Origin of the sequence: Enterobacter sp. LU1, from assembly GCF_008271405.2 — a bacterium.
Classification (GTDB): domain Bacteria; phylum Pseudomonadota; class Gammaproteobacteria; order Enterobacterales; family Enterobacteriaceae; genus Enterobacter; species Enterobacter hormaechei_C.
In genome coordinates this window covers 3,906,030-3,931,200 of record NZ_CP043438.2, presented here as the reverse complement: position 1 = coordinate 3,931,200, position 25,171 = coordinate 3,906,030, and the positions used below count along the sequence as shown (strand labels likewise).

Sequence of the window (25,171 nt, the reverse complement as noted above, 5' to 3'; positions counted from 1 at the left end):
TTAAATCAATTAATTAGAAAAACGTACGAAAAGTGCGGTTTAACCGAGATTTGCGATCTCAATCATATTTAACAACTAAAGATAAATTTTTTATCGCCGAAAAAACATAAGCCACAAAATTAACATTCAAATAACCTGCAAGGGATGCTCACTATGTCCTCTCCTGACTATGTCACCCAGAATGAATATCCGCTGGACGATGACACCACGCTTATGTCGACCACCGACCTCCACAGCTACATGACCCACACTAACGACACCTTTGTGCAAGTGAGCGGCTTTACGCTCCAGGAGCTGCTCGGGCAACCGCACAACATTGTGCGCCACCCGGATATGCCGAAAGCGGCTTTTGCCGACATGTGGTACACGCTGCAAAAGGGCGAACCCTGGAGCGGGATTGTCAAAAACCGACGTAAAAATGGCGATCACTATTGGGTACGCGCCAATGCGGTACCGATGGTGCGTAACGGCCAGATGACGGGCTATATGTCCATTCGTACCCGCGCTACCGAGGACGAGGTCGCCGCGGTGGAGCCGCTTTATAAGGCGCTCAACGAAGGACGCTGCAAAAAACGCATTCATAAAGGGCTGGTGGTGCGCAAAGGCTGGCTCGGTAAATTACCGGCGATGCCGCTGCGCTGGCGCGTGCGCAGCGTGATGGCGATACTTTTCGCGGTGATGGCCGCAACGCTGGTTGCCAGTGCCGCGGGCTGGGCTTCGCTGGTGGCGGCAGCCGTGGTGATGCTGCTTGGCACCCTGGTGTTTGAACAACAGATTGTCCGCCCGGTGGAAAACGTCGCACGGCAGGCGCTCAGGGTCGCTACCGGAGAGCGTAACAGCGTGCAGCATCTTAACCGCAGCGATGAACTGGGGCTGACGCTGCGGGCCGTCGGACAGCTGGGGCTGATGTGCCGCTGGCTGATCAACGACGTCTCCAGCCAGGTGGTGAGCGTGCGCGACGGCAGCGACAGGCTGGCGCAGGGCAATGAAGATCTCAACGACCGCACGCGCCAGACCGTGGCTAACGTGCAGCAGACCGTGGCAACAATGAACCAGATGGCGGCGTCGGTGCAGAGTAACTCTGAGACCGCAGCCGAAGTCGACAAGCTATCGATGGCCGCCAGCAGCGCGGCCACGCAGGGGGGCACCGTGATGCAGACCGTGGTGAAAACCATGGATGACATTGCCGACAGTACCCAGCGCATTGGCTCTATTACCTCCCTTATCAATGACATTGCCTTCCAGACCAATATTCTGGCGCTGAACGCCGCGGTTGAGGCGGCACGCGCGGGCGAGCAGGGGAAAGGCTTTGCGGTGGTGGCGGGCGAAGTGCGTCATCTTGCCAGCCGCAGCGCGAACGCGGCTAACGATATTCGCAAGCTGATCGACGCCAGCGCCAGCAAAGTGCAGTCGGGCGCCGAGCAGGTTCACGCCGCGGGACGTACCATGGATGATATTGTCGAGCAGGTGAAAAACGTCACGCAGCTCATCGCGCAGATCAGTCACGCCACCTCAGAGCAGGCGACAGGCCTGACAGAGCTGACCCGTGCCGTGGCAGAGCTGGACAGCATTACGCAGAAAAATGCTGACCTGGTCGAAGAGAGCGCGCAGATTTCCGCGATGGTTAAGCACCGGGCCGGACGCCTTGAAGATGCGGTTACCGTGCTGCATTAAGAAATGCATGCTTCGATAAAGCCGTTTATTCCTCCGGGGTAAACGGCTTTTTTGTTTTTCAGAATAAGTTATGTTGTTAATGAAATATTAAGTAACTAAAAAAAGCGCCCGGTTTTTAATTGTTACAATCCAGATTCATTGAGAGTGAAAAATAAAAAAACGATCAAAGTCATAAAGTTAGCGTGTTTCCTGTCGATAACAGCGATCGTCTGAGAAATAATCACATCGATGGGGTAAATATGTTCATACATGACGTAAAGATCGGCACGAAATTATTTCTGGCGTTTGGATTATTTATTGTCCTGATGGTCGTCAGCGCAAGCTTGTCTCTGATGAGCCTGAATCGGGCAAACAATGGAATGCAAACCATCCTTACCAGCGACTATCCAACGACGGTAAAAGCGAACCAGTTAATCGACAACTTCCAGGAATTTATAAGCACGCAGCAGCTCATGCTGCTGGACGAACAGGGGATGTACACGGCGCAATCAGAGCAGCGTCTGAAGGCGATCAGCGAGCGCATCTCCGCAATCCTGAGCGAGCTGGACAACGCTCTCAAGGATAAAAAATCCCAACAGGTGCTGGCCGATATCCACGGCGTACGCCAGCAATATCTTGACTCGCGCTACCGCATTTTGCAGGCCGTGCAGAATAACGACCGTGCGGGCGCGATAAACGAAATGATGACCAACACCCTGAATCTGCAACAGTCCTATAAAGCGAAAGTGCAGGCGCTGATTGCGATCCAGGACCATGAAATGCAGAGTGCGGGCGAGCAGGTGGAAGGCGATTTCCGCACCAATCGTCTCCTGCTGGTCCTGATTACGCTTTTCAGCGTCGCGGCAGCCAGCCTGACTGGCTGGTTCATTGTGCGATCCATTACCCGACCGCTGAACGACGCGGTGAATTTTGCGGAGGCCATTGCCGATGGCGATCTCACCGGCAGCATTATCTCGCACGGTAAGGATGAAACCGGACTGCTACTCACCGCACTGATGGAGATGAAAACGCGCCTGCTGGAGATTGTGCAGCAGGTGCAAACCGGATCGGAAAACATCTCCAGCGCCGCCGCGCAAATTGTCGCGGGCAACCAGGATCTGGCTGCCCGCACGGAGGAGCAGGCCAGTTCCGTTGAACAAACGGCCGCCTCGATGGAGCAGATCACCGCTACGGTGAAGAACACCGCGTCCCACACCGGAGAAGCGACGAACCTGTCTGCCGATGCGGCTGCCGTGGTCAAAAACAACGGCGAGATGATGAAGCAGGTCACCAGCAAGATGCGCCTGATTAACGAAACATCGAACAGGATGTCCGACATTATCGACCTGATCGACGCCATTGCCTTCCAGACTAATATTCTGGCGCTGAATGCGGCGGTCGAAGCGGCGCGCGCGGGTGAGCATGGTCGTGGCTTTGCGGTGGTGGCGGGCGAGGTACGCCAGCTCGCGCAGAAAAGTGCAACATCTGCGAGTGAGATCCGCCAGCTGATTGAAAGCTCCACAAGCCAGACGCAGGACGGCATGAACCTTGTGGAGAAGGCCAGCGGGCTTATCAACGGCATGGTCGGCAACGTAGAGGAGATGGACGTAATCCTGCGTGAGATTCGCCAGGCCAGCCACGAACAGACGGAAGGCATCTCGCAGATCAACAGCGCGATTGGCCTGATAGACGCCACCACCCAGCAGAACTCCGCGCTGGTGGAGGAGTCCGTTGCGGCGGCGGCATCCCTTAACGAACAGGCGATGCACCTGAAAGAGCTGGTTCGCGTGTTCCGCGTGAGCGACGGCGTGCTGGCTTAATCCAGCTGGGAGATCTCCAGCGCCGCGCGGTCAATCACGCCGATAATCTGTTTCAACTGCGCGTCGCTGAGCTCTCCCTGATTAACCTTCAGATCCAGTACCGCTTTGAAGTTATCCAGCGCCCGCTTCATCTGCGGGTTTTTGCGCAGCTGGAACCCGACGGCGCGCGCCTTGATACGCGTCTGGATCTGCTCCAGCTGTTCCCGGTTATTTTCCAGCCACTGTTCTCCGGCGGCGTTAATCGCAATCCGCTTACGGCCGTTCTCTTCTTCGGTAATGGTGATAAGCGCCTGATCCTGCAAGTAATCCAGCGTCGGATAGATCACGCCAGGGCTTGGCGTGTAATGTCCCTGCGTCAGGTTTTCGATCTCTTTGATCAGTTCGTAACCATGGCTCGCGTTGCGGGTCAGGATATCCAGGATCACCAGCCGCAAATCGCCATGACCAAAAAATCGTGGCCGGCGTCCGCCGCCGTCGTGTTCGTGTCGCATGTTTTTCCCTCAATTTGATATATCTAAACTATATCTAAGATATATTCAGATGTAATCTAAAAAATCTTGATTTCTTAGTTAATAGCAATCATTATCATTAAAAATTCATTCCGATATATCGTATTCACCTGAGAAGGGCATCAACATGGCATCTACCCGTTACCCTCAACGTGTCCGCAATGACCTGCGTTTTCGTGAGCTGAACGTGCTGCGCACTGAGCGAGTCAGCGCAGGATTTCAGCGCATTGTGCTAGGCGGCGAGGCGCTGGAGGGCTTTAGCTCTCGCGGCTTTGACGACCATACCAAAGTCTTTTTCCCGGCACCGGGCACCACTTTCGTGCCGCCTGTGGTGACCGATGAAGGCATCGACTGGGGCGACGGCGTGCGTCCGCAGGCGCGTGACTATACCCCGCTGTACGATGACGAAAAACATGAGCTGGCGCTCGATTTCTTCGTTCATGATGGCGGCATTGCCAGCAACTGGGCGGTGGAGGCTAAGGTGGGCGACAAGCTGACCATCGGCGGGCCGCGCGGTTCGCTGGTGGTGCCGGAAGATTACGCCTGGCAGCTGTACGTGTGCGACGAGTCGGGGATGCCCGCGCTGCGCCGCCGTTTAGAAGGCATCGCAAAACTGCCTGTTCGCCCGGCGATCCACGCCATCGTCACCGTGGGCGATGCGGCGTACCAGGACTATCTGGCGCACCTGAGCGGGTTCAACATCACCTGGGTTATCGGCCACAACGAGCAGGCGGTGGCCGACCATCTTTCCGCGCTGGCCGTGCCGGAAGAGGATTACTTTATCTGGCTGACCGGGGAGGGGAAGGTGGTGAAACGCCTGAGCCGTCAGTTTGAAGGCGACGCAATTGACCCGCAGCTGGTGCGTGCCAGCGCGTACTGGCACGCCAAATAATCAGGCAGCGGGATCCAGCTGCGCTTCGCTCACCTGATGTTCGAGCGAGGCGCATACCTCTTTCAGCGCTTTCTCCTGCTGGGCAAAGTAGGCTTCCATATTGCTGAGCGACGAGACGAGCAGCCAGGACTCTTCTTTCTCCAGCTCTGCCAGCTCGTTCACCAGGGTGTCGATTTGCTCACGCACCTGCGCCATCTTTTTACGAATACGTTCCAGGTCGTTCAGCCTGTCGCTTGCCATCATCGGTTCGAATCCTTGTTGCAGACGGGCGACCAGCGAGCGAATGGCCTTCACGTCGCCGCGCTGTTTGGCCTGGTTGAGTTGCACCATCATCCTGTTGGCTTCCTCTTTTAAATCATCGGCAACCAGATCCGGGTGGCATAGCTTGCTCGCCTGACGCCAGAGCCGCTTCAGCTCGTTCCGATCCTCTTCTGAGAGATCCTTGCCTTTACGCAGGCGAACTTCGGCATCATGATGCTGTTCGCGATACTTCTTGTACTCTTCGTTGGCCTCATCGCGCGCCTGACGTGCCGGCTCTTCTTCACGCGTTAAACCGGTCTCCAGCTCCATTGCTTCGGCCAGCAGGTTGGCAATCAGATTGCTTTGCTGCTGAAGATGTTTGCGCGCCTCTGCCGCCTGAACGGAATCCGCAGGCAGATCTCGCCAGCGCCGGGTGAGCGTTGTCAGAACCTCTACGGCCTGCGCCATATAGTCCTGGCAGCGGCGGTAATCCTCTTCCCGACGACGCGTCTCCGCCTGCTGACGACGCAGGTTAAGCTCCGCCAGCGTTTTACGCAGGGCGAGGATCTGCTGCATCAACGGCCCGAGGCGGGAGAAATAGAGATCGTTGAACTCATCTAGCTGCTGTACCCGGGCGTTACGGCGATCAATCAGATCGCGCAGACGCTCTTCCAGGGCTTTCAGCTCCAGCTTGCTGGCCGCCAGCTGTGGGTCACGCCACGGGGTAACGGCGCGCTGGCTTTGCAGCCAGGCGGTGATAGCGCGAAGGGCTGCGGTGTAGTTTTTCTGCTCAAGCGCCGCGACGATGGACAGGAGATCATCGTCAAAGGCTTCCTCTTTGAGACGTTTCAGCTGGCTCCGGATGATGTCGTCATCTTCCAGCTCAATGGCATTTTTAATGATTTCTAGCCGTTTGATCGGTGTGCTCATGATGCCTTTCGCTCTGGCGCTTAAGTATTTGAGTTAAGGTTAGTTGTTGTAAAAGCTACAGGAAATAATACACACGGATGATGATCGGCGCGATGGGGGATTTCTTTAGTTTTTAGGGTTTGTGAGGGGAAGCGGCAGGCCGGGCTACGTGTGGTGGATTACTTACAAAAAAGCCACTCAATCGAGTGGCTTAACTGGATGATTATAAAGCTAAAATTTGGTGGCCCCTGCTGGACTTGAACCAGCGACCAAGCGATTATGAGTCGCCTGCTCTAACCACTGAGCTAAGGGGCCGTGGCGGTGAATTATAAAGTAACTCCCCTCAGCAATCCAGCCATTCACACCTGCCTGCTGTTTTTATAAACAACGCATAATCAATCCTTTATACTTATCTTATGATGCATAGACAGGAGTAGAGATGATCAACGATATTCTGGCCCCTGGCCTGCGGGTGGTGTTCTGCGGTATCAATCCGGGTAAGTCATCGGCGCACACCGGTTTTCACTTTGCTCATCCGGGAAATCGCTTCTGGAAGGTGATCCACCAGGCCGGATTTACCGACAAACAGCTTAAGCCGGAAGAAGAGCAGCAGCTGCTGGATACGCGCTGTGGCATCACCATGCTGGTCGAGCGACCCACGGTGCAGGCGAGCGAAGTGAATCTGCATGAGCTGCGCGCTGGCGGACGTGAGCTGATCGCGAAAATTGAAGACTATCAGCCCGCGGCGCTGGCGATCCTCGGCAAGCAGGCCTACGAGCAGGCGTTCAGCCAGCGCGGCGCCAGCTGGGGTAAGCAGAACATTACCATTGGCGTAACGCAGGTGTGGGTGCTGCCGAACCCGAGTGGGCTGAACAGGGCGACGCTGGACAAGCTGGTGGAGGCGTATCGGGAACTGGATGAGGCGCTGGTGGTGAGGGGGCTTTAGCTCCTCTGCGGTTTGATGCCCTCATCCTGACCCTCTCCCACAGGTAGAGGGAATAAACAAAAAAAGCTCCCGATTGGGAGCTTTTTCATTTCAGGACCGATTAATCGTCCAGGAAGCTACGCAGCACTTCAGAGCGGCTCGGATGGCGCAGCTTACGCAGCGCCTTCGCTTCGATCTGACGGATACGTTCGCGGGTAACGTCAAACTGTTTACCCACTTCTTCCAGCGTGTGGTCGGTGTTCATGTCGATACCGAAACGCATACGCAGCACTTTGGCTTCACGGGCGGTCAGGCCAGCCAGCACGTCGTGCGTAGCGGCACGCAGGCTCTCGGTGGTGGCAGAGTCCAGCGGCAGCTCGAGGGTGGTATCCTCGATGAAATCACCCAGATGCGAATCTTCATCATCACCGATTGGCGTTTCCATGGAGATTGGCTCTTTAGCGATTTTCAGCACTTTACGGATCTTGTCTTCCGGCATCAGCATGCGTTCAGCCAGCTCTTCCGGCGTCGGCTCGCGGCCCATCTCCTGCAACATCTGGCGAGAGATACGGTTGAGTTTGTTGATGGTCTCAATCATATGCACCGGAATACGGATGGTGCGCGCCTGGTCTGCGATAGAGCGGGTGATCGCCTGACGGATCCACCAGGTAGCATAGGTGGAGAACTTGTAACCACGACGGTATTCAAACTTATCTACCGCTTTCATCAGACCGATGTTGCCTTCCTGAATCAGATCCAGGAATTGCAGGCCACGGTTGGTGTATTTCTTGGCGATAGAGATAACCAGACGTAAGTTCGCTTCAACCATCTCTTTCTTCGCACGGCGGGCTTTCGCTTCACCGATGGACATACGACGGTTGATGTCTTTCACCTGCTCGATGGTCAGGCCGGTCTCTTCTTCAATCTGATGCAGTTTTTGCAGGCCGCGCTGTACGTCTTCTTTCACGTCGTGCAGCTTTTCAGACCACGGCTTGTTCATCGCGATAGCGGCGTTGAACCAGGTTTCGCTGGTTTCATTGCCGGTGAAGAGGGTAATGAAGTTCTTCTTCGGCATTTTGCACTGTTCAACGCACAGCTTCATGATGATACGTTCCTGGGTACGTACGCGATCCATCATCACGCGCATGCTGTTCACCAGGTAGTCGAACTGTTTTGGCACCAGGCGGAACTGTTTGAACACTTCAGACAGCTTCAGGATCTCTTCCTGAGCGGCGGCATGGCTGCGGCCTTTCGCTTTGATGGTGTCACGCGTCACTTCGTACTGGGTACGCAGCTCGGCAAACTTCTCACGCGCCAGTTCAGGGTCGATGCTGTTGTCATCGTCGCTGCTGTCGTCCTCTTCTTCTTCATCTTCGTCTTCGTCGTCATCCATCTCTTCCTGAGACAGCTCAGAACCGACGTGAGTGGCGGTTGGCGCCATATCTTCTTCAGCGTTCGGGTCGACAAAGCCAGTGATCAGATCGGACAGACGCGCTTCTTCCGCTTCGACGCGATCGTACTGCTCCAGCAGATAGGTAATCGCTTCCGGGTATTCGGCAACAGAGCACTGAACCTGGTTGATCCCGTCTTCGATGCGTTTTGCGATGTCAATTTCGCCTTCGCGGGTCAACAGTTCAACGGTACCCATTTCGCGCATGTACATGCGGACCGGGTCAGTGGTACGCCCGATTTCAGATTCCACGCTGGACAGGACCTGTGCAGCAGCTTCTTCCGCATCTTCGTCAGTGTTGTTGGAGGTTTCAGCCAGCAACAGATCATCGGCATCCGGTGCTTCTTCCATCACCTGAATGCCCATGTCATTGATCATTTGGATGATATCTTCGATCTGATCTGAATCGACGATATCTTCCGGCAGATGGTCATTGACCTCGGCATAGGTCAGATAGCCTTGCTCCTTACCGCGTTGGACAAGAAGTTTCAGCTGTGACTGCGGGTTTTGCTCCATAAGACGGTATCCACACTTAATTCGTTTGATTGGTGTCGGCGATGGGCTGCCAACCTTTAAAGCGAGGGCGTACTTATATTTTTGCCGCTGCCTCTCAGTGCGGCTGCCGGGGGCTTCCCGATCGATATTCGGCACTTAAGCCGTTAAATTTTTTATTTCTTCGCCAGTTCCTGGTTAATCATCCAGAGCTCCCGGCGTTCTTCGCTGCTCAGGCCATGGGTGCGCTCGCGAGCTATCAACTCTTCCTGGCGCAACTCAAGCATCGAATCAAACATATGGTTGAGCGAGTCGGTGAACGTTTTTTCTGCGATATCCTTATCTGCTATATCGTCCCACATCGACAGTTTTTCAAGGGTAGCGGCCTCTTTTGTGCCGCGATAATGCTCTAAAAGTTGTCCGGTGGTCAGACCTGGCTGAGACAAACAAGTGTTGACCAATTCTGAAAATAAGCCAAGCCCGGGCAATTTTTCGTGGTTCAAACCCGCCAGCGACGGCACTTGCGGAGCAAGTTCGGGGTTTTGCACCAGCAACCCTATCAGTATACGCATGGTTGTGCGTTTTAGCTGAGGCGCGGGGCGTACCGTGCCGTTTTCAGCCTGTTTCGGCATTAAACGTTCAAGCTGGCTGTCATCCAGAATGCCGAGCTTGTTGCCTAACTCCTGACGCAGATAGATGCGCAGCGTTTCGCCGGGCACCTGGCTGATTAACGGCAGCGCCAGCGTGCTGAGCTGCGCGCGCCCGTCAGGGGTACTCAAATCAACCTGCGGCATCAGGCTGTTAAACAGAAACGTGGAGAGCGGCTGAGCCTGCTCCATCCGCGCTTCAAACGCCGCTTTGCCCTCTTTACGCACCAGCGTATCCGGGTCTTCACCGTCGGGCAGGAACATAAAGCGTAGCTGACGCCCGTCGGTCATATACGGCAACGCGGTTTCCAGCGCTCGCCAGGCGGCGTCGCGTCCTGCGCGGTCACCGTCGTAACAGCAAATCACGTTGTTGGTGACGCGGAACAGCAGCTGGATATGGTCCGCCGTGGTGGACGTTCCCAGCGACGCAACGGCATAGTTAATGTCGTACTGCGCCAGCGCAACAACATCCATATAGCCTTCGACGACCAGAAGACGCGGAGGTTCCGCATTATCCTGCTGTGCCTCATAAAGACCGTAAAGCTGGCGGCCCTTATGGAAAATATCGGTTTCCGGGGAGTTAAGGTATTTCGGCAGGGCATCGCCCAGCACGCGACCACCAAAACCTATCACCCGGCCACGCTTGTCGCGGATCGGGAACATCACCCGTTCACGGAAGCGGTCGTAGCTTCGTCCCTGGTCGTTGGTGACCAGCATGCCTGCGTCGATGAGGGATTTACGATCTTCACTATTGCCGCCAAAACGCTTTAACACGTTGTCCCAGCCGGGCGGGGCGTAACCAATAGCGAAACGCGCAATCACATCGTCACTCAGTCCGCGCTTGTTCAGATACTGACGCGCAGGCTCAGCCGCAGAGTGCTTAAGAGACTGTTGGTAAAACGAATTCAGGCCATCCATCAGTTGGTACAGCGTTTGCCGCTGATGGCGCTCGATCTGACTTGGCCCACTGCCTGCTTCATACGGCACTTCAAGGTTATGCATCGCCGCCAGCTCTTCGACGGTTTCAACGAACTCGAGCTTGTCGTAGTTCATCAAAAAATCGACGGCATTACCGTGTGCGCCACAGCCGAAGCAATGGTAGAACTGTTTTTCACCGTTTACGGTGAAAGAGGGGGTTTTTTCGTTATGGAACGGACAGCACGCATGGTAGTTCTTGCCCTGCTTTTTTAGCTTCACCCGCGCGTCGATGAGATCGACGATATCGGTTCTGGCAAGCAGGTCATTGATGAAAACGCGTGGGATTCTTCCGGCCATATGCCCCAAAAATTTAAGCGACTTATAAACGAAAACAAGCCGCGCATTCCTTCCGGAAGCACGGCCTTACGACTACAACTCTGTCTGTCAATTGAGGGCTGTGGCCCTCAACAGATTAGTACAGACGAGTACGGCGTGCGTTTTCGCGAGCCAGTTTCTTCGCGTGACGTTTCACAGCGGAAGCTTTAGCGCGCTTACGTTCGGTCGTTGGTTTTTCATAAAACTCACGACGACGAACTTCAGCCAGAACACCTGCTTTCTCGCATGAACGTTTGAAGCGACGCAGTGCTACGTCGAACGGCTCGTTTTCACGTACTTTAATTACCGGCATGTAACTCTCACCTTTAATAAATTCGGTTTGCCGCTGGCATCAACGCCAGCTTATTTCAAAATGGTGCGGAATTTTACTGCAAATGCTGCTGCTTTGTAAAGCACCGATGCGATTTTGAAAGGGACTTTAATAAGGGTGAGGAGTATACACGAGGCTTCTTCCTGGGGCGAACAAAGTTTTACAACAATCCGCCCAGGCTCTACACTGCGCGGTATTGAAACGAGGTAAAACAAGTCATGCGTGTACTGGGTATTGAAACATCCTGCGATGAAACCGGCATCGCGATTTACGACGACGAAAAAGGGCTTCTGGCCAACCAGCTGTATAGTCAGGTGAAATTGCACGCTGACTACGGCGGCGTCGTGCCTGAACTGGCCTCTCGTGACCACGTGCGTAAAACGGTTCCCCTGATTCAGGCGGCGCTTAAAGAGGCCGGGTTGAGTGCAAAAGATATTGATGCCGTGGCCTATACCGCAGGGCCGGGCCTGGTCGGCGCGCTGCTGGTCGGCGCAACGGTAGGGCGTTCGCTGGCCTTCGCGTGGGATGTTCCGGCCATTCCGGTTCACCATATGGAAGGGCACCTTCTGGCGCCGATGCTGGAAGACAATCCGCCAGAGTTCCCGTTTGTGGCGCTGCTGGTTTCCGGTGGGCATACCCAGCTGATTAGCGTAACGGGCATTGGCAAGTACGCGCTGCTGGGCGAGTCGATCGACGATGCTGCCGGTGAAGCCTTCGATAAAACCGCCAAGCTGCTGGGGCTGGATTACCCGGGTGGCCCGATGCTGTCGAAAATGGCGTCGCAGGGAACGGAAGGGCGCTTTGTCTTCCCGCGGCCGATGACCGACCGTCCGGGGCTGGACTTTAGTTTCTCTGGCCTGAAAACTTTCGCGGCCAATACTATCCGCAATAATGACGACAGTGAGCAGACCCGTGCCGATATCGCCCGTGCGTTCGAAGACGCGGTGGTGGATACGCTGATGATCAAGTGCAAGCGCGCGCTGGATCAGACCGGCTTTAAGCGTCTGGTGATGGCGGGCGGCGTGAGCGCTAACCGCACGCTGCGCGCGAAGCTCGCCGAGATGATGCAAAAACGTCGCGGGGAAGTGTTCTATGCGCGTCCGGAGTTCTGTACCGATAACGGGGCGATGATCGCCTACGCCGGGATGGTGCGTCTGAACGCCGGCGCAACGGCTGACCTGAGCGTGTCTGTGCGTCCGCGCTGGCCGCTGGCGGAACTGCCTGAGGCGTGAGTTTCTTTGCCCGGTGGCGCTGCGCTTACCGGGCCTACAAGATCCACGTGTGCTAACGTGCAATAAACCACCCTACACCCGCAACATTCCTTTCTCTTCCAGAAACGCAATAATCGTCGCTAAACCGTCGCCCGCCTTCAGGTTGGTAAACGTCCACGGACGCTCGCCGCGCATGCGATTAGTGTCGCGCTCCATTACCTCCAGCGACGCACCGACGTACGGCGCGAGGTCGGTTTTGTTGATCACCAGAAAATCGGATTTGGTGATCCCCGGCCCGCCCTTGCGCGGGATTTTTTCCCCTTCGGCCACGTCGATGACGTAGATGGTGAGGTCCGCCAGCTCCGGGCTGAAGGTCGCGCTCAGGTTATCCCCGCCGCTTTCCACGAAGATCAGATCCAGATTGCCGAACTTCTCGCTCAACGCTTCCACCGCCGCCAGGTTCATTGAGGCATCTTCGCGGATGGCGGTATGCGGGCAGCCGCCCGTTTCCACCCCCACGATGCGCTCTGGCTCCAGCGCACCCGCCTCGGTCAGGATGCGCTGATCCTCTTTGGTGTAGATATCGTTGGTCACCACCGCCAAGTGATAGGTGTCGCGCATCGCCTTGCAGAGCGCTTCCAGCAGGGCGGTTTTGCCCGACCCTACCGGGCCGCCCACGCCAACGCGCAGGGGATGTTTGTAATCAGCCATGTTGACTCCTCAGGAACGGAATAGTCGTGAATATTGGGTTTCATGGCGCGCGGAGGCGATGGCCGACAGCGGCGTAGCGGCCCCCAGCGCGTCGTCGCCACGTAAAAATGCCTGTTCAAACCCGGCGGCAAAATGGTCGCTCAGGTCGATAATCAGCTGTTGTGCGGCCTGCTGCCCAAACGGTACCAGCTTGACGCCCGCCATCACCGCGCTCTCTATCCAGCTGTAGCCCAGGCTCAGCGCCAGCTCGCGCGCGCTAATGCCCCAGCGCACGCCGAGCCACGCCATGCCGCCGAGCTGGCTTCGCATCAACAGCGACAGCCATTCTGGCGGGCAGGCGGGTTCCCAGCTTTTAATCAGGCGCGTAAAGGCCGCGCCACGGTTGCGTTCTTCATCGCGCAGCTCGCGCGTTTCCCGGCAGGCGAGCAGGTATGCCGTCCAGCGTTTTGCTGCCGCGATGTCCTGCTTCTCGCAGGCACAATACAGGCGGATAAACAGCGGCAGGTCGACGCAGAAAAAGCTCTGCTCCATCTGCTGGATCTGCCAGCGCCTGAAGGCCTCAGCGTCCGTGACCCACCCGGCCTCAACGGCCCACTCCAGCCCCTGCGACCAGGTAAACGATCCGACCGGCAGGCTACTGCTGGAGAGCTGCATCAGGCGCAGCCGCTGGCGGGCATGCTCCATCAGCTCATCAGCGCCAGCAGGGCGGAGACGATCAGCCCGCCGCCGAAGGTTTTACGCAGGCCGTCGTGACGGCGCAGCAGCAGCCCTGCCGCGAAGCTGGCACACAGCACCGTGGCGCTGGCTAACATAAACCCGCTGGTGAAGAGCCAGAAGCTGTGGCCGGACATCTCCACGCCGTGCGCCCAGCCGTGGAACATCGCCAGGGCTGGCACCGCCAGCAGCAGGCGATTTTCAGTCTTAAACATCATCACGCCGCAGACCGCCAGCGAGGCGATAATCAGCATCTCCATGCCGCTAAAGCCGCCGAGCAGGCTGCCCGCAACGGCACCAGCAAGCATCATGCCGAGCGTCGCTAACGGCAACAGCAGCTTGCGGCCGCTCAGGGCGGAGAGCACGCCAGCCCCCGTCAGCATCAGCAGGTGATCCAGCCCGGTCAGCGGATGGAGAAATCCTGCCTGAAAGCTGTCGGTCCCGTGGCCGGGATGGGCAAGCGCGGGAACGGAAAAAGCCAGCAGTAACAGCGGTAAGTACTTGCGCATGATGAGTCCTTAATGTGAATGAGCGTGAGAGTGGCTATGGCTGTGGGCATCGCTGGTGTAAGCGCCCGCTTCCGGTTCAAATGGCAGGCTGGCGAAGGTCACCTCCAGCCCGAACTGACGCAGCATATCGTCGAGGACGTGATCGTGGTGGTAGCGCAGTTCGCCAGGCATTATTTGCAGCGGTACGTGACGATTGCCCAGGTGATAACAGGCGCGGGCGAGCAGGAACGGGTCGGCGCAGCGCACCACGGAAACCGACTCCGGGGCGGCGATCACTTCGATCACCTCGCTGCCATCGTCGGTAGTCAGCAGGTCGCCCCCGCGCAGCAGCAGGCCGCGCGGCAGCATTAGCCCGGCTTCGCGGCCGTCGTTCAGCGCCACGCGGGCGCGGCTTTTTACCCGCACATCAATCGTTAGCGTGACGCTGGCGGTAATCGGATGCGCATGGTCCAGGCGTTGGGTTAAATAGATCATCATGACTCCTCAAAACAGAAAATAGCGTTGCGCCATCGGCAAAACCTCTGCCGGTTCGCTGGTGATCAATTCGCCGTCGACGCGTACCTCATAGGTTTGCGCGTCAACGGTGATATTCGGCTGTAAATCGTTGTGGATCATGTCGGCCTTTTTCACCGACCGGCAGCCTCTCACCACCGCGGTGGCGCTTTGCAGTCCGAGCCGTTGCGGAATGCCGCTGGCATCAGCAGCCTGAGAGACAAACGTCAGCCGCGTGGCGTGGCGTGCGGCACCAAGGGCACCAAACATCGGGCGGTAATGTACCGGCTGCGGCGTGGGGATCGAGGCGTTGATGTCGCCCATCGGCGCGCAGGCGATCATCCCGCCTTTGACGATGGTGGCGGGTTTGACGCCAAAGAAGGCGGGGGACCAGACCACCAGATCCGCCAGCTTGCCCGCCTCAATAGAACCGACCTCATGGGCGATGCCGTGGGTCAGCGCCGGGTTGATGGTGTATTTGGCGACATAGCGCTTCACGCGGAAGTTATCGTTATCGCCGGTCTCTTCCGGCAGTGCGCCGCGCTGCACCTTCATGCGGTGCGCCACCTGCCAGGTGCGGATAATCACTTCCCCCACGCGGCCCATTGCCTGTGAATCTGACGAGGTGAGCGAGAACGCGCCGATATCGTGCAGCACGTCTTCGGCGGCGATGGTCTCCCGGCGAATGCGGGATTCGGCAAACGCCACGTCCTCGGCGATATCCGGGTCGAGGTGATGGCAAACCATCAGCATGTCCAGGTGCTCGTCGATGGTGTTGACCGTGTAGGGCAGCGTCGGGTTGGTGGAGGAGGGCAGAATATTCGGGTGCGCGCAGGCGGTGATGATATCCGGCGCATGGCCGCCGCCCGCCCCTTCGGTGTGGAAGGTGTGGATGGTGCGCCCGCCGATGGCCGCCAGCGTGTCTTCGACAAAACCGGACTCGTTCAGCGTGTCGCTGTGCAGCGCCACCTGAATATCCATCTCTTCAGCGACCTCCAGCGAGCAGTTGATGGCCGCAGGCGTCGCGCCCCAGTCTTCGTGGATCTTAAGCCCGATGGCACCTGCCACGATCTGCTCGCGCAGCGCGTCCGGGTTGGAGCCGTTCCCTTTACCCAGCAGGCCAATATTCACCGGTAGCGTATCGGCTGCCTGCAACATGCGGGCGATATACCACGGCCCCGGCGTGCAGGTGGTGGCGTTTGTGCCTGCCGCAGGCCCGGTGCCGCCGCCGATCATGGTGGTGACGCCAGACACCAGCGCCTCTTCCGCCTGCTGCGGACAGATCCAGTGGATGTGGGTGTCGATCCCGCCTGCGGTGACAATCTTCCCTTCGGCGGCGATCACCTCCGTTGCCGCGCCAATCGGGATTGTCACGCCGGGCTGAATGTCCGGGTTTCCGGCTTTGCCGATGGCGAAGATCCGCCCATCTTTTACGCCGATATCCGCTTTCACGATCCCCCAGTGATCGACGATCAGCGCGTTGGTGAGCACCAGATCCACGCAGTCGTCGGCGGTCATCTGCCCCTGTCCCATACCGTCGCGGATCACTTTTCCGCCGCCGAATTTAACCTCTTCGCCGTAGATCGTGAGATCGTCTTCCACTTCGATCCACAGCTCGCTGTCGGCCAGCCGCACTTTATCCCCGGTAGTGGGGCCGAACATATCGGCATACGCCTGGCGTGAAATCTCAGCCATGTTTCACCTCGCCCATGACCTCGCCGCGAAAGCCGAAAATGCGCTGTGCGCCCGTCACCTGCACCAGCGTCACTTCCCGCTTCTGGCCGGGCTCGAAGCGCACGGCAGTGCCGGCCGGGATGTTCAGCCGGTAACCTCGGGTGGCTTCGCGATCGAACTTCAGCGCCGGGTTGACCTCGTAAAAGTGGTAGTGCGATCCGACCTGGATCGGCCTGTCGCCGTGGTTTTCCACGATCACACTTCGGGTTTCGCGCCCGACGTTGAGAGCAATGTTTCCGGACTGGATCCGGTATTCGCCTGGGATCATCACGCGCTCCTTACACGATCGGGTTGTGGACGGTGACGAGCTTGGATCCGTCCGGAAAGGTGGCTTCCACCTGGATATCCGGGATCATCTCCGGCACGCCCTCCATCACCTGATCGCGCGTCAGGACGTGGCGGCCGGCTTCCATCAGCGAGGCGACGGTTTCGCCATCGCGCGCGCCTTCCATAATAAAGGCGCTGATCAGCGCGACCGATTCCGGGTAGTTGAGCTTTACCCCGCGCGCGAGGCGGCGTTCGGCAACCAGCGCGGCGGTGAACAGCAACAGCTTGTCTTTTTCTCTGGGAGTCAGTTCCATAGCGTTTCTCTTATGTTTGCCAGATGCGCGGCGAACAGGCGGTTTTGGAAGTTAAAAGCGGGCGAAGCGACTGCCAGATATCGCGCATCACCCGCTGACAAATCAGGTTGTCGTGGGAGAGAAAACGCACCGACAGCAGATCGTCGGTGAGCGTCGCCCCGCCAACGTTTTCCAGCGGGGCGAGAAGCGCACGCACCGCGTCGAGAAGTGCTTCCCGGGCCGGATAGAACAGCAGCGTGCCGACCCACGGATGGTCCGCCACGGGCGTCAGATCGCCACCGCTGAGATGCAGTCGCTCAATCAGACGCGGCTCGCCATCCACCCACACCTCAAGGCGGTTCTCCAGCGTGCCGTGGCTGAAGGTTTCGTTTATCACCGGACGGCCCAGACAGTACAGCTCCCACGCCAGCAGCGTGCTGGTGGCGTGCAGGTGAAAGACGGAACGCAGCGCGGCGTTAGCGCCGGGGAAAATAATGGTGTCCTGCGGCAGCCACTCCAGCGTGGCCTCTTCGTCGAGGTAAAAATGCTGACTGAGGCAGGCCAGCGGGCCGTTGCTGCGATAGAACTTACTGGCGCCGGGCATGGTGATGAGGGCATGGCTTTTGGCGTCGAGCCGCACGGAAATATCCAGCGTATCTCCGCCCACAATTCCGCCTGGCGGGTGCAGCAGGTAAAGGTGGCAGGTTTCCCCTTCGGGATAAAACGGACGCTGAACGGTGAGCGGCCCGCTGTGACGCGCGGAATGGAGAAGGGTTTTCTCAGGGGTATGACAAAACTGGAGGGCAAGCGAGGCCTGCCAGCCTTTGTATGAATTATCAGTGACCTGAGTTGCTAACATGGTGCTTCCAATTCCACACTATCGGGGTACGTTTCAGTATGCCCTGGCGGAAATGAAGGCTGTCATATGAGTCGCTTATGGATAAAAAAACCGGCTCATGTGAACCGGTTTCAGTAATGTAGGCCGGGTAAGCGCAGCGCCACCCGGCAAGAAAGGCTACCGATAATCCTCTGCATCCACATCATACCCCGACGGCTCCCAGCGGATCGCCAGCAGCGACGCCAGACCGATAAACGGTGCCAGCGCAATCACCCAGAACACGGCGGTATCCAGCGAGGCGACCAGCAGCGGGAACAGAAACAGTGACAGCGTTGAACTGCTGCGCATCAGCGTCTGGTTAAGCCCCACACCCACGCCGCGCAGCGAGGTCGGGTAGCTCAGGGAGGCAAACGTCATGGTGTGCGCACCTGGACCAAAACCCTGACCAAACAGGAACAGCGCCAGCATCGCGACGGCGACCACGCCTTCCGTGGCCCCGTCAGGCCGGCCAATCAGCGCCAGGCCGAGCAGTGCCGCAAGCTGGCACGCATAACCCGCCAGTGACATCCGCCATGCGCCGAAGCGCGGAACATAGCGCACCGCCAGCAGCCCGCCGACAAACGCGAACAGCAGGTTAAGCGCCAGCGAGATCAGAATGGTCGTCAGCATCGACTGCACAAAGAAGCTGGAGATGATCACCGGCAGGCCAAAGGCTACGGCGTTATAGGCGAACGAGGAGACCACTGACAGCAGCGTGGCGAGCGTGGTACGCCGCAGATAGATACCGCGGAACAGGTTCAGGTAGTTCGACCATTTTGCTTTGTTCACGACAGGCGCGGGCTGGTCGAGCGCATCCTGCGGTACGTGGGCATTAATATTGTAAGACTGCCGCAGGATGGACGCCGCCTCCTTCAGATTGCCCTGATTCGCCGCCCAGACCGGGGATTCGCTCATATAGCGGCTGCGGATGGCGATAATCACCAGCGCGGGCACCGCGCCAAAGCCAAGGATCAGACGCCAGAGCCAGTCGCTGTGGCTTTCCGGCAGCACGGCGTAAAAGAAGAGCACCAGAAGATAAGAGATGCTGATGGCCGCGTACCAGGTGGGGCACCACATTGCGACGCTGGAGGCTTTATTCCCCGGGCCTTTCAGCCTGGCGAACTCGCTGAGAAACGCCATCGCGACGGGAAGGTCGATCCCAACGCCAAGACCCATCACAAAGCGCGCGCCCGCAAGCACATATTCGTTCGGGGCCAGCGCACAGGCGATAGCGGCAACGACAAAGAACACCATGTCGGCCATAAAGACGCGGTAGCGCCCGATTTTATCCGTAAGATAGCCGCCGAGCAGCGCCCCGACAATCGCGCCAAAGGTAATCGCCGAGGCCACCATGCCGGTACCGGCGGGCGTCAGGTTAAATTCGCGGGTGATGTCTTTGATGCCGAATGCCAGCGCGCCGAGATCGTAGGCATCGAGGAAAATTCCCCCGAGCGCGATACCGACCACGATGCGGGCATTGGCCCGGCCCTGAGAGCCGTCATTAACGAGACGTGAAACGTCCGATGCGCTGCGTACCCACTTGATGTCGCCATCCGGGGTATTTCCTGCCGTTGGAAGGGGAGTTGAATCTGTGATTTCTGCCATTTTCTTTTTGTGTGGTTGTGTTGTGTCTCTAACAGTTACCACAGGCAGAAGGTGACAAAAATCACATTTGGTTATAAGGCATAACGAACGGTTTACTGAGCGTCTTTCTTTTTACGCCTGAGCTTCGTCCAGATCTTGGTTTCCTTACGCCGCCACAGGCGCTGAATGTTGTCGTGGTGGCGCAACAGGATCAGACACGAGAGCATCGACACCGGGAAGGTAAACTGCGGTTTAAACCACCAGACATAAAACGGGGCGATCAGTGCGCTGACGATGGCGCCCAGCGACGAATAACCGCTCAGCAGAATGGTCAGCAGCCAGGTGCCCGCCATCACGCCGGTGAGATCCCAGCCGATCGGCGCAATCGCGCCAAACGCGGTGGCAACGCCTTTACCGCCTTTAAAACCAAAGAAAACGGGCCAGATGTGGCCGACGCAGGCGGCGATGGCAATCAGCCCCAGCCAGAAGGGTGTGACGCCGAGCGCATACGCGCCCCAGACGGGAAGCATTCCTTTCAGAACATCAAAAATCAAAACCGCTACGGCTGCTCCCTTGCCGCCAATTCGTAGTACATTGGTCGCCCCCGGATTCCCGGAACCACTTTCACGCGGGTCAGGCAACCCGGCGATGCGGCAGACCAGAATGGCGCTGGAGATTGAGCCGCAAAGGTAGGCGAGGATAATCATTCCAGGCGCGATTGCACTCATAACGCTGTTCCGTTTTGAAAATGTATCTGTATTCTCAGCATCTGTGGATAATACGCATAATTCGCCGGAAGTGGTATCCGGTTTAGCCAAAAAGCAGGCAGGTCGTGATGGATATTGTATTTATAGAGCAACTTTCGGTAATCACCACAATTGGTGTTTACGACTGGGAACAGACCATCGAGCAGAAACTGGTGTTCGATATCGAAATGGGCTGGGACAACCGCAAGTCAGCAAAAAGCGATGATGTGAATGACTGTCTGAGCTACGCCGACATCAGTGAAACGGTCATCGCCCATGTGGAAGGGCAACGTTTTGCGCTGGTAGAACGCGTGGCGGAAGAGGTAGCAGACCTGCTGCTGAGCAGATTTAACTCCCCATGGGTGCGCATTAAGCTAAGCAAGCCGGGAGCGGTGGCGCGCGCCGCCAATGTAGGCGTGATCATCGAGCGTGGCACAAATCTGAAAGGAAAGATTTAACGTCATAATAGCTAAACCATTTTAGGTTATATCGGTCTTAAAGCTGTATCTTTCACGGTTGTCCGCGTGGGACACCGTTTTTTTATATCTTTTTAGGGGTTTATAGATGAGCGATATGCACTCGCTGCTGGTGGCGGCAATACTGGGTGTGGTCGAAGGATTGACGGAGTTTTTGCCGGTGTCCAGTACGGGCCATATGATTATCGTTGGCCATCTCCTGGGCTTTGAAGGCGATACCGCAAAGACGTTTGAGGTGGTTATTCAGCTGGGCTCTATCCTGGCGGTGGTCGTGATGTTCTGGCGACGTCTGTTTGGTCTGATCGGTATCCACTTCGGGCGTTTGCCGCAGCGTGAAGGAGAGGGCAAAGGGCGCCTGACGCTGATTCATATTCTGCTCGGGATGATCCCGGCGGTGGTGCTGGGGCTGGTGTTCCACGACACCATTAAATCGCTCTTCAACCCGATTAACGTGATGTACGCGCTGGTTGTCGGCGGCTTCCTGCTGATTGCCGCCGAAGTGCTGAAGCCAAAAACCCCGCGTGCGGAAGGTCTGGACGATATGACGTATCGCCAGGCGTTTATGATTGGCTGCTTCCAGTGTCTGGCGCTGTGGCCGGGCTTCTCCCGTTCAGGGGCAACCATTTCCGGCGGGATGCTGATGGGCGTGAGCCGTTACGCGGCGTCTGAGTTCTCGTTCCTGCTGGCGGTGCCGATGATGATGGGTGCCACCGCGCTGGATCTCTACAAAAGCATCGGCTTCCTGACCGTGGGCGACATTCCGATGTTCGCCGTGGGCTTTATCACCGCCTTTATTGTGGCGTTGATCGCCATCAAAACCTTCCTGCAACTGATTAAGCGTATTTCGTTTATTCCGTTCGCGATCTACCGCTTTATCGTCGCGGCTGCCGTGTACGTGGTCTTCTTCTGATGACCGACCGCCCTCAGTCTTTCGGCTGAGGGCAACGTTTTTCCTTCCACGCTGCAACCGCATCAATCCGCCGCTTCGTCAGCTCTTCGCGGATCGCCGGGCCTTTAAACCCTGCCTCCACCACCTCTTTTGTTGGCACCGCTTTCGCCACGTCCCACGCCTCACGCAGCAAACGACCCTGCGGATAATCGGACGCTTCAAACCCGGTGCGGCCGCGCACGTCGGCTTCGCTGGTCAGCGCAATTTGCTCCACGCGCTGCGGTTTGCGCCAGGCGTCGATGTTATCAAACAGCCTGACGATGGTAGCGGGTTTCAGGATCGGGAAGGTGTGGATCAGGTCGTGAAACTCGGCCACCAGTTTTGCCAGATCGCGAATGTCATTCGGCACGCGCAGGCGCTGACAAAGCCCTTCAACCAGCTTCACGCCAGCCGGACCGTGCCCGTGGTGGCGTGGCCACAACTCCTTTGGCGTTAACCCTTTGCCGAGGTCATGGCAGAGGGTAGAAAAGCGCACGTCCACCTCCGGGCTGAGCATGGCGGCCATGCTCAGCGTCATCAGGGTGTGAATGCCGGTATCAATTTCCGGGTGCCATTTCGCCGGGGCGGGCACGCCAAACAGCGCATCTATTTCCGGGAACAGCACTTTCAGCGCCCCGCAGTCGCGCAGAACCTGGAAAAAGACCTGCGGATTACGGGTAGTCAGGGCGTTTTCGGTCTCTTTCCAGACGCGTTCTGGCGTCAGGTGTTCCAGCTCGCCCGCGTCGGTCATGGCCGTCATCAGCGCCATCGTCTCGTCGGCGATGCGGAAGCTGAGATGGGCATAACGGGCGGCAAAACGCGCCACGCGCAGTACGCGAAGCGGATCTTCAGAAAAGGCGGGGGAGATATGGCGTAAAAGACGGTCACGCAGATCGTTCTGGCCGCCGTAGACATCGATAATATGGCCGTTTTCGTCCTGCGCCAGGGCATTAATGGTGAGATCGCGGCGCAGTAAGTCCTGCTCCAGCGTCACATCCGGCGCGGCATAGCAGGTGAAGCCGGTATAACCGGAACCGGATTTCCGTTCGGTACGCGCCAGGGCGTACTCTTCCCGGCTTTTCGGATGGAGGAACACAGGAAAATCGCGGCCTACCTGCTGGTAGCCCGCGTCAATCATCGCTTCGGGCGTGGCACCGACCACGACCCAGTCTTTATCTTTGACCGGCAGACCTAATAACGCATCACGTACCGCACCACCGACCAGATAACTCTTCACGCCAACACTCCCGTTTTCTCTTTTCTCAAGATGATACGTAAGTGTGGCAGAGAAGACGAGTTAGTTCATCCAGCGGTCTTTACGTTTACGGCTTGGAATAAGGTGAGGAAGCACCAGACCCAGCACCAGACCGACGCCCAGCACCCCGCCGCCATACATAAACCACTGCATGATGATGGTGCGTTGTTTGTCATCCAGCTGTAGATTCGCGGCGTTCACTTTCTTCTGCGCGACGATGAGCTCATTTTTCAGCTTCTGATTTTCGTCTTTCAGACCGGCGATCACGCTGTCGCTTTGCGCCACTTTCTGCTGCATCTCTGCGGTGCGCTGGTTCCAGGTGCCGTCAATGTTGTTCAGCTTATCGGTCAGGGTTTTCACCTGATTTTCCAGGTCCGGCACGCGGGTGCGCAGGCTTGGCACCGTGCTCAGCTCTTTCAGCGGGATCCATGAGGTGCGGCCAGAGCTGTCACGAACCTGACCGTAATTGGTGTCTGCATTGGTTTGCAGCAGAGTCACTTCCTCGCCGGCATTTACCGTACCCACGAGGCGATAATTGTCTCCAGGGCCGCTGCGTACCCAGGTATTCAGTTCATCAGAAACGTAACGTTTCTCTTCAGCGTGGACCGCGGTTGCGGCGCTAAAAGCGAGTAAAGTAAGTCCAATCAGGCGTAATTTAAGCATATCAGTCGTTATTTTCATAAAAAGTGGAACGATAGTAGTGGTATCAGTGTCGCTACGCAAAGGATTCATCATCAATCGGAATCATCTGTGTCATGATTTCCACCGCTTTAAACTTTTACGCCCGTCAAATTGCTCATTGCGTGGCAATTTGGCGCAAAATACTATGTACTGACAAACAAATGGCGAGGAAGTTCGCCTTCATCGACGCGTCTGTGACGCACGCAAAAGTACAAGGCTATGGCACAAGAGATCGAATTAAAGTTTATCGTCGAAAAAGACAGCGCTGACGCGCTCCGCCAGCATCTGAATACGCTGTCCGGCGAGCACCATGAACCCGTACAGCTGCTCAACATCTATTACGAAACGCCGGACAACTGGCTGCGCAACCACGATATGGGCCTGCGCATCCGGGGTGCGAACGGGCGCTACGAGATGACGATGAAAATCGCCGGTCGCGTGGTGGGCGGTTTGCACCAGCGTCCGGAATACAATATCGACATCAGTAAGCCAGAACTTGAGCTGGATCGTTTTCCGGCGGAAGTGTGGCCGGAAGGAACGCTGCCCGCAACGCTGTCGGCAGAGGCGCAACCGCTGTTCAGCACCGATTTCTGGCGCGAAAAATGGCTGGTGACGGAAGGCAAGAGCCGCATTGAGATCGCGTTTGATCGGGGTGAAATTAAGGCGGGTGAAGAGCAGGAGCCGATCTGCGAATTGGAACTCGAACTGCTGGAAGGCGAGGCGAGCGACGTGCTGAAGCTGGCGCACAAGCTGGTGAACCAGCCTGGCCTGCGTCAGGGCAGCCTGAGTAAAGCGGCACGCGGCTATCACCTGGCCGCCGGGAATGCGCCGCGCGTGCTGCGAGAAACCCCGATTCTGCGCGTTGTGCCGAAAGCCTCCGTTGAGCAGGGCATGGAAGCGGCGCTGGAGCTGGCGCTCTCTCAGTGGCAGTACCACGAGGAGCTGTGGGCGCGTAACGTGAAAAATGCCAAAAAACAGGTGCTGGCCGCTATGGGGCTGGTGCGTCATACCCTGACGCTCTTTGGCGGCATTGTACCGCGTAAAGCCAGCACTCACTTACGTGATTTGCTCACTCAAACCGAAACGCTGATGCTTTCCGACGTGTCGGCACAAACGGCGATCTACAGCCCGCAAAACGCCGGCGCGAAACTGGCGCTGACCGAGTTTCTGGTGACGCGCGGCTGGCGCACGTTCCTCGATGCGAAAGGGCAGACCAAAATCGCGGAAAACTTCAAACGTTTTGCGGATATCCACCTCTCCCGTCACGCGGCCGAGCTGAGAACCACCTTTGCGCATCCGCTGGGCGACCAGTATGGCGATCAGCTTCCCCGCCTGGCGCGTAACATCGACAGCATGTTGCTGCTGTCAGGTGCGTATGAGGGCGTGAAGGCGCAGGCCTGGCTAGAGAACTGGCAGGGGCTGAAGCATGCCATAGAGACCCGTCAGCAGATCGAAATCGAGCATTTCCGCAACGAGGCCATTTCGCAGGATCCGTACTGGCTGCACAGCGGAAAACGTTAATTCTGGCAAGG

24 protein-coding genes, 1 tRNA gene and 1 pseudogene are annotated in these 25,171 nt (G+C 57.3%); 8 read left to right on the top strand and 18 right to left on the bottom strand.

Annotated elements, in window-relative coordinates; genetic code table 11:
- Positions 1 to 153: 153 nt before the first annotated feature.
- Complete coding sequence (locus FZF21_RS18780) at positions 154 to 1,674, top strand: PAS domain-containing methyl-accepting chemotaxis protein (protein WP_033487685.1); 1,521 nt, start codon at positions 154 to 156, stop codon at positions 1,672 to 1,674.
- A 239-nt stretch (positions 1,675 to 1,913) separates the two neighbouring features.
- Positions 1,914 to 3,473: a methyl-accepting chemotaxis protein gene (locus tag FZF21_RS18775; RefSeq protein WP_063946009.1), complete on the top strand. Its 1,560-nt coding sequence runs from the start codon at positions 1,914 to 1,916 to the stop codon at positions 3,471 to 3,473.
- Here the strand turns inward: FZF21_RS18775 and FZF21_RS18770 are convergent.
- Positions 3,470 to 3,964, bottom strand: coding sequence for a PadR family transcriptional regulator (locus FZF21_RS18770; protein WP_063946008.1), 495 nt, complete (start codon positions 3,962 to 3,964; stop codon positions 3,470 to 3,472). The genes FZF21_RS18775 and FZF21_RS18770 overlap by 4 nt on opposite strands.
- 145 nt (positions 3,965 to 4,109) lie before the next feature.
- Here FZF21_RS18770 and FZF21_RS18765 point away from each other — a divergent pair, with 145 nt between their 5' ends.
- On the top strand, positions 4,110 to 4,874 hold the full coding sequence (locus FZF21_RS18765; protein ID WP_063946007.1) for a siderophore-interacting protein: 765 nt from the start codon (positions 4,110 to 4,112) through the stop codon (positions 4,872 to 4,874).
- Here the strand turns inward: FZF21_RS18765 and FZF21_RS18760 are convergent, their stop codons facing one another.
- Positions 4,875 to 6,044 (bottom strand): molecular chaperone DnaJ, encoded by a 1,170-nt coding sequence (locus FZF21_RS18760; protein WP_023295466.1) that lies wholly within the window; start codon positions 6,042 to 6,044, stop codon positions 4,875 to 4,877. It lies immediately after the preceding gene.
- Between the two features lie 218 nt (positions 6,045 to 6,262).
- Positions 6,263 to 6,338, bottom strand: a tRNA-Ile gene (locus tag FZF21_RS18755).
- A gap of 124 nt (positions 6,339 to 6,462) precedes the next feature.
- Here FZF21_RS18755 and mug point away from each other — a divergent pair.
- Positions 6,463 to 6,969 (top strand): G/U mismatch-specific DNA glycosylase, encoded by a 507-nt coding sequence (gene mug / locus FZF21_RS18750; RefSeq protein ID WP_017384024.1) that lies wholly within the window; start codon positions 6,463 to 6,465, stop codon positions 6,967 to 6,969.
- A 100-nt stretch (positions 6,970 to 7,069) separates the two neighbouring features.
- Here the strand turns inward: mug and rpoD are convergent, their stop codons facing one another.
- From rpoD to rpsU, 3 genes and pseudogenes are all read right to left on the bottom strand, one after another.
- On the bottom strand, positions 7,070 to 8,914 hold the full coding sequence (rpoD, locus tag FZF21_RS18745; RefSeq protein ID WP_015571912.1) for an RNA polymerase sigma factor RpoD: 1,845 nt from the start codon (positions 8,912 to 8,914) through the stop codon (positions 7,070 to 7,072).
- Positions 8,915 to 9,008: 94 nt separating this feature from the next.
- Positions 9,009 to 10,812 (bottom strand): annotated as a pseudogene (gene dnaG / locus FZF21_RS18740) (DNA primase).
- Between the two features lie 115 nt (positions 10,813 to 10,927).
- Positions 10,928 to 11,143: a 30S ribosomal protein S21 gene (gene rpsU, locus FZF21_RS18735; RefSeq protein WP_001144069.1), complete on the bottom strand. Its 216-nt coding sequence runs from the start codon at positions 11,141 to 11,143 to the stop codon at positions 10,928 to 10,930.
- 236 nt (positions 11,144 to 11,379) lie between these two features.
- On the opposite strand from rpsU, the gene tsaD reads away from it, so the two are divergent.
- Entirely contained in the window at positions 11,380 to 12,393 is a 1,014-nt protein-coding gene (gene tsaD, locus FZF21_RS18730; protein ID WP_015571911.1) for a tRNA (adenosine(37)-N6)-threonylcarbamoyltransferase complex transferase subunit TsaD, read from the top strand.
- A 72-nt stretch (positions 12,394 to 12,465) separates the two neighbouring features.
- Here tsaD and ureG read toward each other — a convergent pair whose 3' ends face one another.
- From ureG to plsY, 10 genes are all read right to left on the bottom strand, one after another.
- Positions 12,466 to 13,083 carry an urease accessory protein UreG gene (ureG, locus tag FZF21_RS18725; RefSeq protein WP_014071813.1) on the bottom strand — a complete coding sequence of 206 codons (618 nt, stop codon included), beginning with the start codon at positions 13,081 to 13,083 and terminating at the stop codon, positions 12,466 to 12,468.
- 9 nt (positions 13,084 to 13,092) lie between these two features.
- A complete protein-coding gene (locus FZF21_RS18720) occupies positions 13,093 to 13,767 on the bottom strand; it encodes an urease accessory protein UreF (RefSeq protein ID WP_063946006.1) in 675 nt (224 codons plus the stop codon).
- Entirely contained in the window at positions 13,767 to 14,306 is a 540-nt protein-coding gene (locus FZF21_RS18715; RefSeq protein WP_015571909.1) for a HupE/UreJ family protein, read from the bottom strand. The genes FZF21_RS18720 and FZF21_RS18715 overlap by 1 nt, the downstream gene beginning before the upstream one ends.
- Positions 14,307 to 14,315: 9 nt before the next feature.
- Positions 14,316 to 14,780, bottom strand: a complete 465-nt coding sequence (gene ureE, locus FZF21_RS18710; protein WP_047057444.1) for an urease accessory protein UreE — start codon at positions 14,778 to 14,780, stop codon at positions 14,316 to 14,318.
- Between the two features lie 9 nt (positions 14,781 to 14,789).
- Entirely contained in the window at positions 14,790 to 16,493 is a 1,704-nt protein-coding gene (gene ureC, locus FZF21_RS18705; protein ID WP_045906832.1) for an urease subunit alpha, read from the bottom strand.
- A complete protein-coding gene (locus FZF21_RS18700) occupies positions 16,486 to 16,800 on the bottom strand; it encodes an urease subunit beta (protein WP_015571906.1) in 315 nt (104 codons plus the stop codon). Before FZF21_RS18700 ends, ureC begins: the two co-directional genes overlap by 8 nt.
- A gap of 10 nt (positions 16,801 to 16,810) precedes the next feature.
- Positions 16,811 to 17,113: an urease subunit gamma gene (locus FZF21_RS18695; RefSeq protein ID WP_003862556.1), complete on the bottom strand. Its 303-nt coding sequence runs from the start codon at positions 17,111 to 17,113 to the stop codon at positions 16,811 to 16,813.
- 10 nt (positions 17,114 to 17,123) lie between these two features.
- Positions 17,124 to 17,951, bottom strand: a complete 828-nt coding sequence (locus FZF21_RS18690) for an urease accessory protein UreD (RefSeq protein ID WP_015571905.1) — start codon at positions 17,949 to 17,951, stop codon at positions 17,124 to 17,126.
- Positions 17,952 to 18,107: 156 nt separating this feature from the next.
- The gene (locus FZF21_RS18685; RefSeq protein WP_040118127.1) at positions 18,108 to 19,574 is read right to left on the bottom strand and encodes an MFS transporter; all 1,467 of its coding nucleotides are present in this window, start codon (positions 19,572 to 19,574) and stop codon (positions 18,108 to 18,110) included.
- Between the two features lie 92 nt (positions 19,575 to 19,666).
- Positions 19,667 to 20,281 (bottom strand): glycerol-3-phosphate 1-O-acyltransferase PlsY, encoded by a 615-nt coding sequence (plsY, locus tag FZF21_RS18680; RefSeq protein WP_017384031.1) that lies wholly within the window; start codon positions 20,279 to 20,281, stop codon positions 19,667 to 19,669.
- A 107-nt stretch (positions 20,282 to 20,388) separates the two neighbouring features.
- On the opposite strand from plsY, the gene folB reads away from it, so the two are divergent.
- Positions 20,389 to 20,757: a bifunctional dihydroneopterin aldolase/7,8-dihydroneopterin epimerase gene (gene folB, locus FZF21_RS18675; protein ID WP_017384032.1), complete on the top strand. Its 369-nt coding sequence runs from the start codon at positions 20,389 to 20,391 to the stop codon at positions 20,755 to 20,757.
- A gap of 106 nt (positions 20,758 to 20,863) precedes the next feature.
- Complete coding sequence (gene bacA / locus FZF21_RS18670; protein ID WP_003862545.1) at positions 20,864 to 21,685, top strand: undecaprenyl-diphosphate phosphatase; 822 nt, start codon at positions 20,864 to 20,866, stop codon at positions 21,683 to 21,685.
- Positions 21,686 to 21,698: 13 nt separating this feature from the next.
- Here bacA and FZF21_RS18665 read toward each other — a convergent pair whose 3' ends face one another.
- Together FZF21_RS18665 and FZF21_RS18660 are read right to left on the bottom strand one after the other, a co-directional pair.
- Positions 21,699 to 22,940, bottom strand: coding sequence for a multifunctional CCA addition/repair protein (locus tag FZF21_RS18665; protein WP_023304444.1), 1,242 nt, complete (start codon positions 22,938 to 22,940; stop codon positions 21,699 to 21,701).
- 60 nt (positions 22,941 to 23,000) lie between these two features.
- A complete protein-coding gene (locus FZF21_RS18660) occupies positions 23,001 to 23,621 on the bottom strand; it encodes a TIGR04211 family SH3 domain-containing protein (protein ID WP_001303390.1) in 621 nt (206 codons plus the stop codon).
- 237 nt (positions 23,622 to 23,858) lie between these two features.
- On the opposite strand from FZF21_RS18660, the gene FZF21_RS18655 reads away from it, so the two are divergent.
- Positions 23,859 to 25,160 (top strand): inorganic triphosphatase, encoded by a 1,302-nt coding sequence (locus FZF21_RS18655; protein ID WP_017384034.1) that lies wholly within the window; start codon positions 23,859 to 23,861, stop codon positions 25,158 to 25,160.
- The last annotated feature ends 11 nt before the right edge of the window (positions 25,161 to 25,171 follow it).

Excerpts from the sequence above, each read along its gene's own strand:
- FZF21_RS18720 (WP_063946006.1), bottom strand. The coding sequence starts at position 13,767 with ATGGAGCATGCCCGCCAGCGGCTGCGCCTGATGCAGCTCTCCAGCAGT.
- FZF21_RS18760 (WP_023295466.1), bottom strand. The coding sequence starts at position 6,044 with ATGAGCACACCGATCAAACGGCTAGAAATCATTAAAAATGCCATTGAG.
- ureG (WP_014071813.1), bottom strand. The coding sequence starts at position 13,083 with ATGGCTGATTACAAACATCCCCTGCGCGTTGGCGTGGGCGGCCCGGTA.
- FZF21_RS18770 (WP_063946008.1), bottom strand. The coding sequence starts at position 3,964 with ATGCGACACGAACACGACGGCGGCGGACGCCGGCCACGATTTTTTGGT.
- FZF21_RS18695 (WP_003862556.1), bottom strand. The coding sequence starts at position 17,113 with ATGGAACTGACTCCCAGAGAAAAAGACAAGCTGTTGCTGTTCACCGCC.
- FZF21_RS18765 (WP_063946007.1), top strand. The coding sequence starts at position 4,110 with ATGGCATCTACCCGTTACCCTCAACGTGTCCGCAATGACCTGCGTTTT.
- ureC (WP_045906832.1), bottom strand. The coding sequence starts at position 16,493 with ATGGCTGAGATTTCACGCCAGGCGTATGCCGATATGTTCGGCCCCACT.
- tsaD (WP_015571911.1), top strand. The coding sequence starts at position 11,380 with ATGCGTGTACTGGGTATTGAAACATCCTGCGATGAAACCGGCATCGCG.
- FZF21_RS18655 (WP_017384034.1), top strand. The coding sequence starts at position 23,859 with ATGGCACAAGAGATCGAATTAAAGTTTATCGTCGAAAAAGACAGCGCT.
- FZF21_RS18780 (WP_033487685.1), top strand. The coding sequence starts at position 154 with ATGTCCTCTCCTGACTATGTCACCCAGAATGAATATCCGCTGGACGAT.
- plsY (WP_017384031.1), bottom strand. The coding sequence starts at position 20,281 with ATGAGTGCAATCGCGCCTGGAATGATTATCCTCGCCTACCTTTGCGGC.
- FZF21_RS18690 (WP_015571905.1), bottom strand. The coding sequence starts at position 17,951 with ATGTTAGCAACTCAGGTCACTGATAATTCATACAAAGGCTGGCAGGCC.
- bacA (WP_003862545.1), top strand. The coding sequence starts at position 20,864 with ATGAGCGATATGCACTCGCTGCTGGTGGCGGCAATACTGGGTGTGGTC.
- rpoD (WP_015571912.1), bottom strand. The coding sequence starts at position 8,914 with ATGGAGCAAAACCCGCAGTCACAGCTGAAACTTCTTGTCCAACGCGGT.
- folB (WP_017384032.1), top strand. The coding sequence starts at position 20,389 with ATGGATATTGTATTTATAGAGCAACTTTCGGTAATCACCACAATTGGT.
- FZF21_RS18660 (WP_001303390.1), bottom strand. The coding sequence starts at position 23,621 with ATGCTTAAATTACGCCTGATTGGACTTACTTTACTCGCTTTTAGCGCC.
- FZF21_RS18715 (WP_015571909.1), bottom strand. The coding sequence starts at position 14,306 with ATGCGCAAGTACTTACCGCTGTTACTGCTGGCTTTTTCCGTTCCCGCG.
- FZF21_RS18700 (WP_015571906.1), bottom strand. The coding sequence starts at position 16,800 with ATGATCCCAGGCGAATACCGGATCCAGTCCGGAAACATTGCTCTCAAC.
- mug (WP_017384024.1), top strand. The coding sequence starts at position 6,463 with ATGATCAACGATATTCTGGCCCCTGGCCTGCGGGTGGTGTTCTGCGGT.
- ureE (WP_047057444.1), bottom strand. The coding sequence starts at position 14,780 with ATGATCTATTTAACCCAACGCCTGGACCATGCGCATCCGATTACCGCC.
- FZF21_RS18685 (WP_040118127.1), bottom strand. The coding sequence starts at position 19,574 with ATGGCAGAAATCACAGATTCAACTCCCCTTCCAACGGCAGGAAATACC.
- rpsU (WP_001144069.1), bottom strand. The coding sequence starts at position 11,143 with ATGCCGGTAATTAAAGTACGTGAAAACGAGCCGTTCGACGTAGCACTG.
- FZF21_RS18775 (WP_063946009.1), top strand. The coding sequence starts at position 1,914 with ATGTTCATACATGACGTAAAGATCGGCACGAAATTATTTCTGGCGTTT.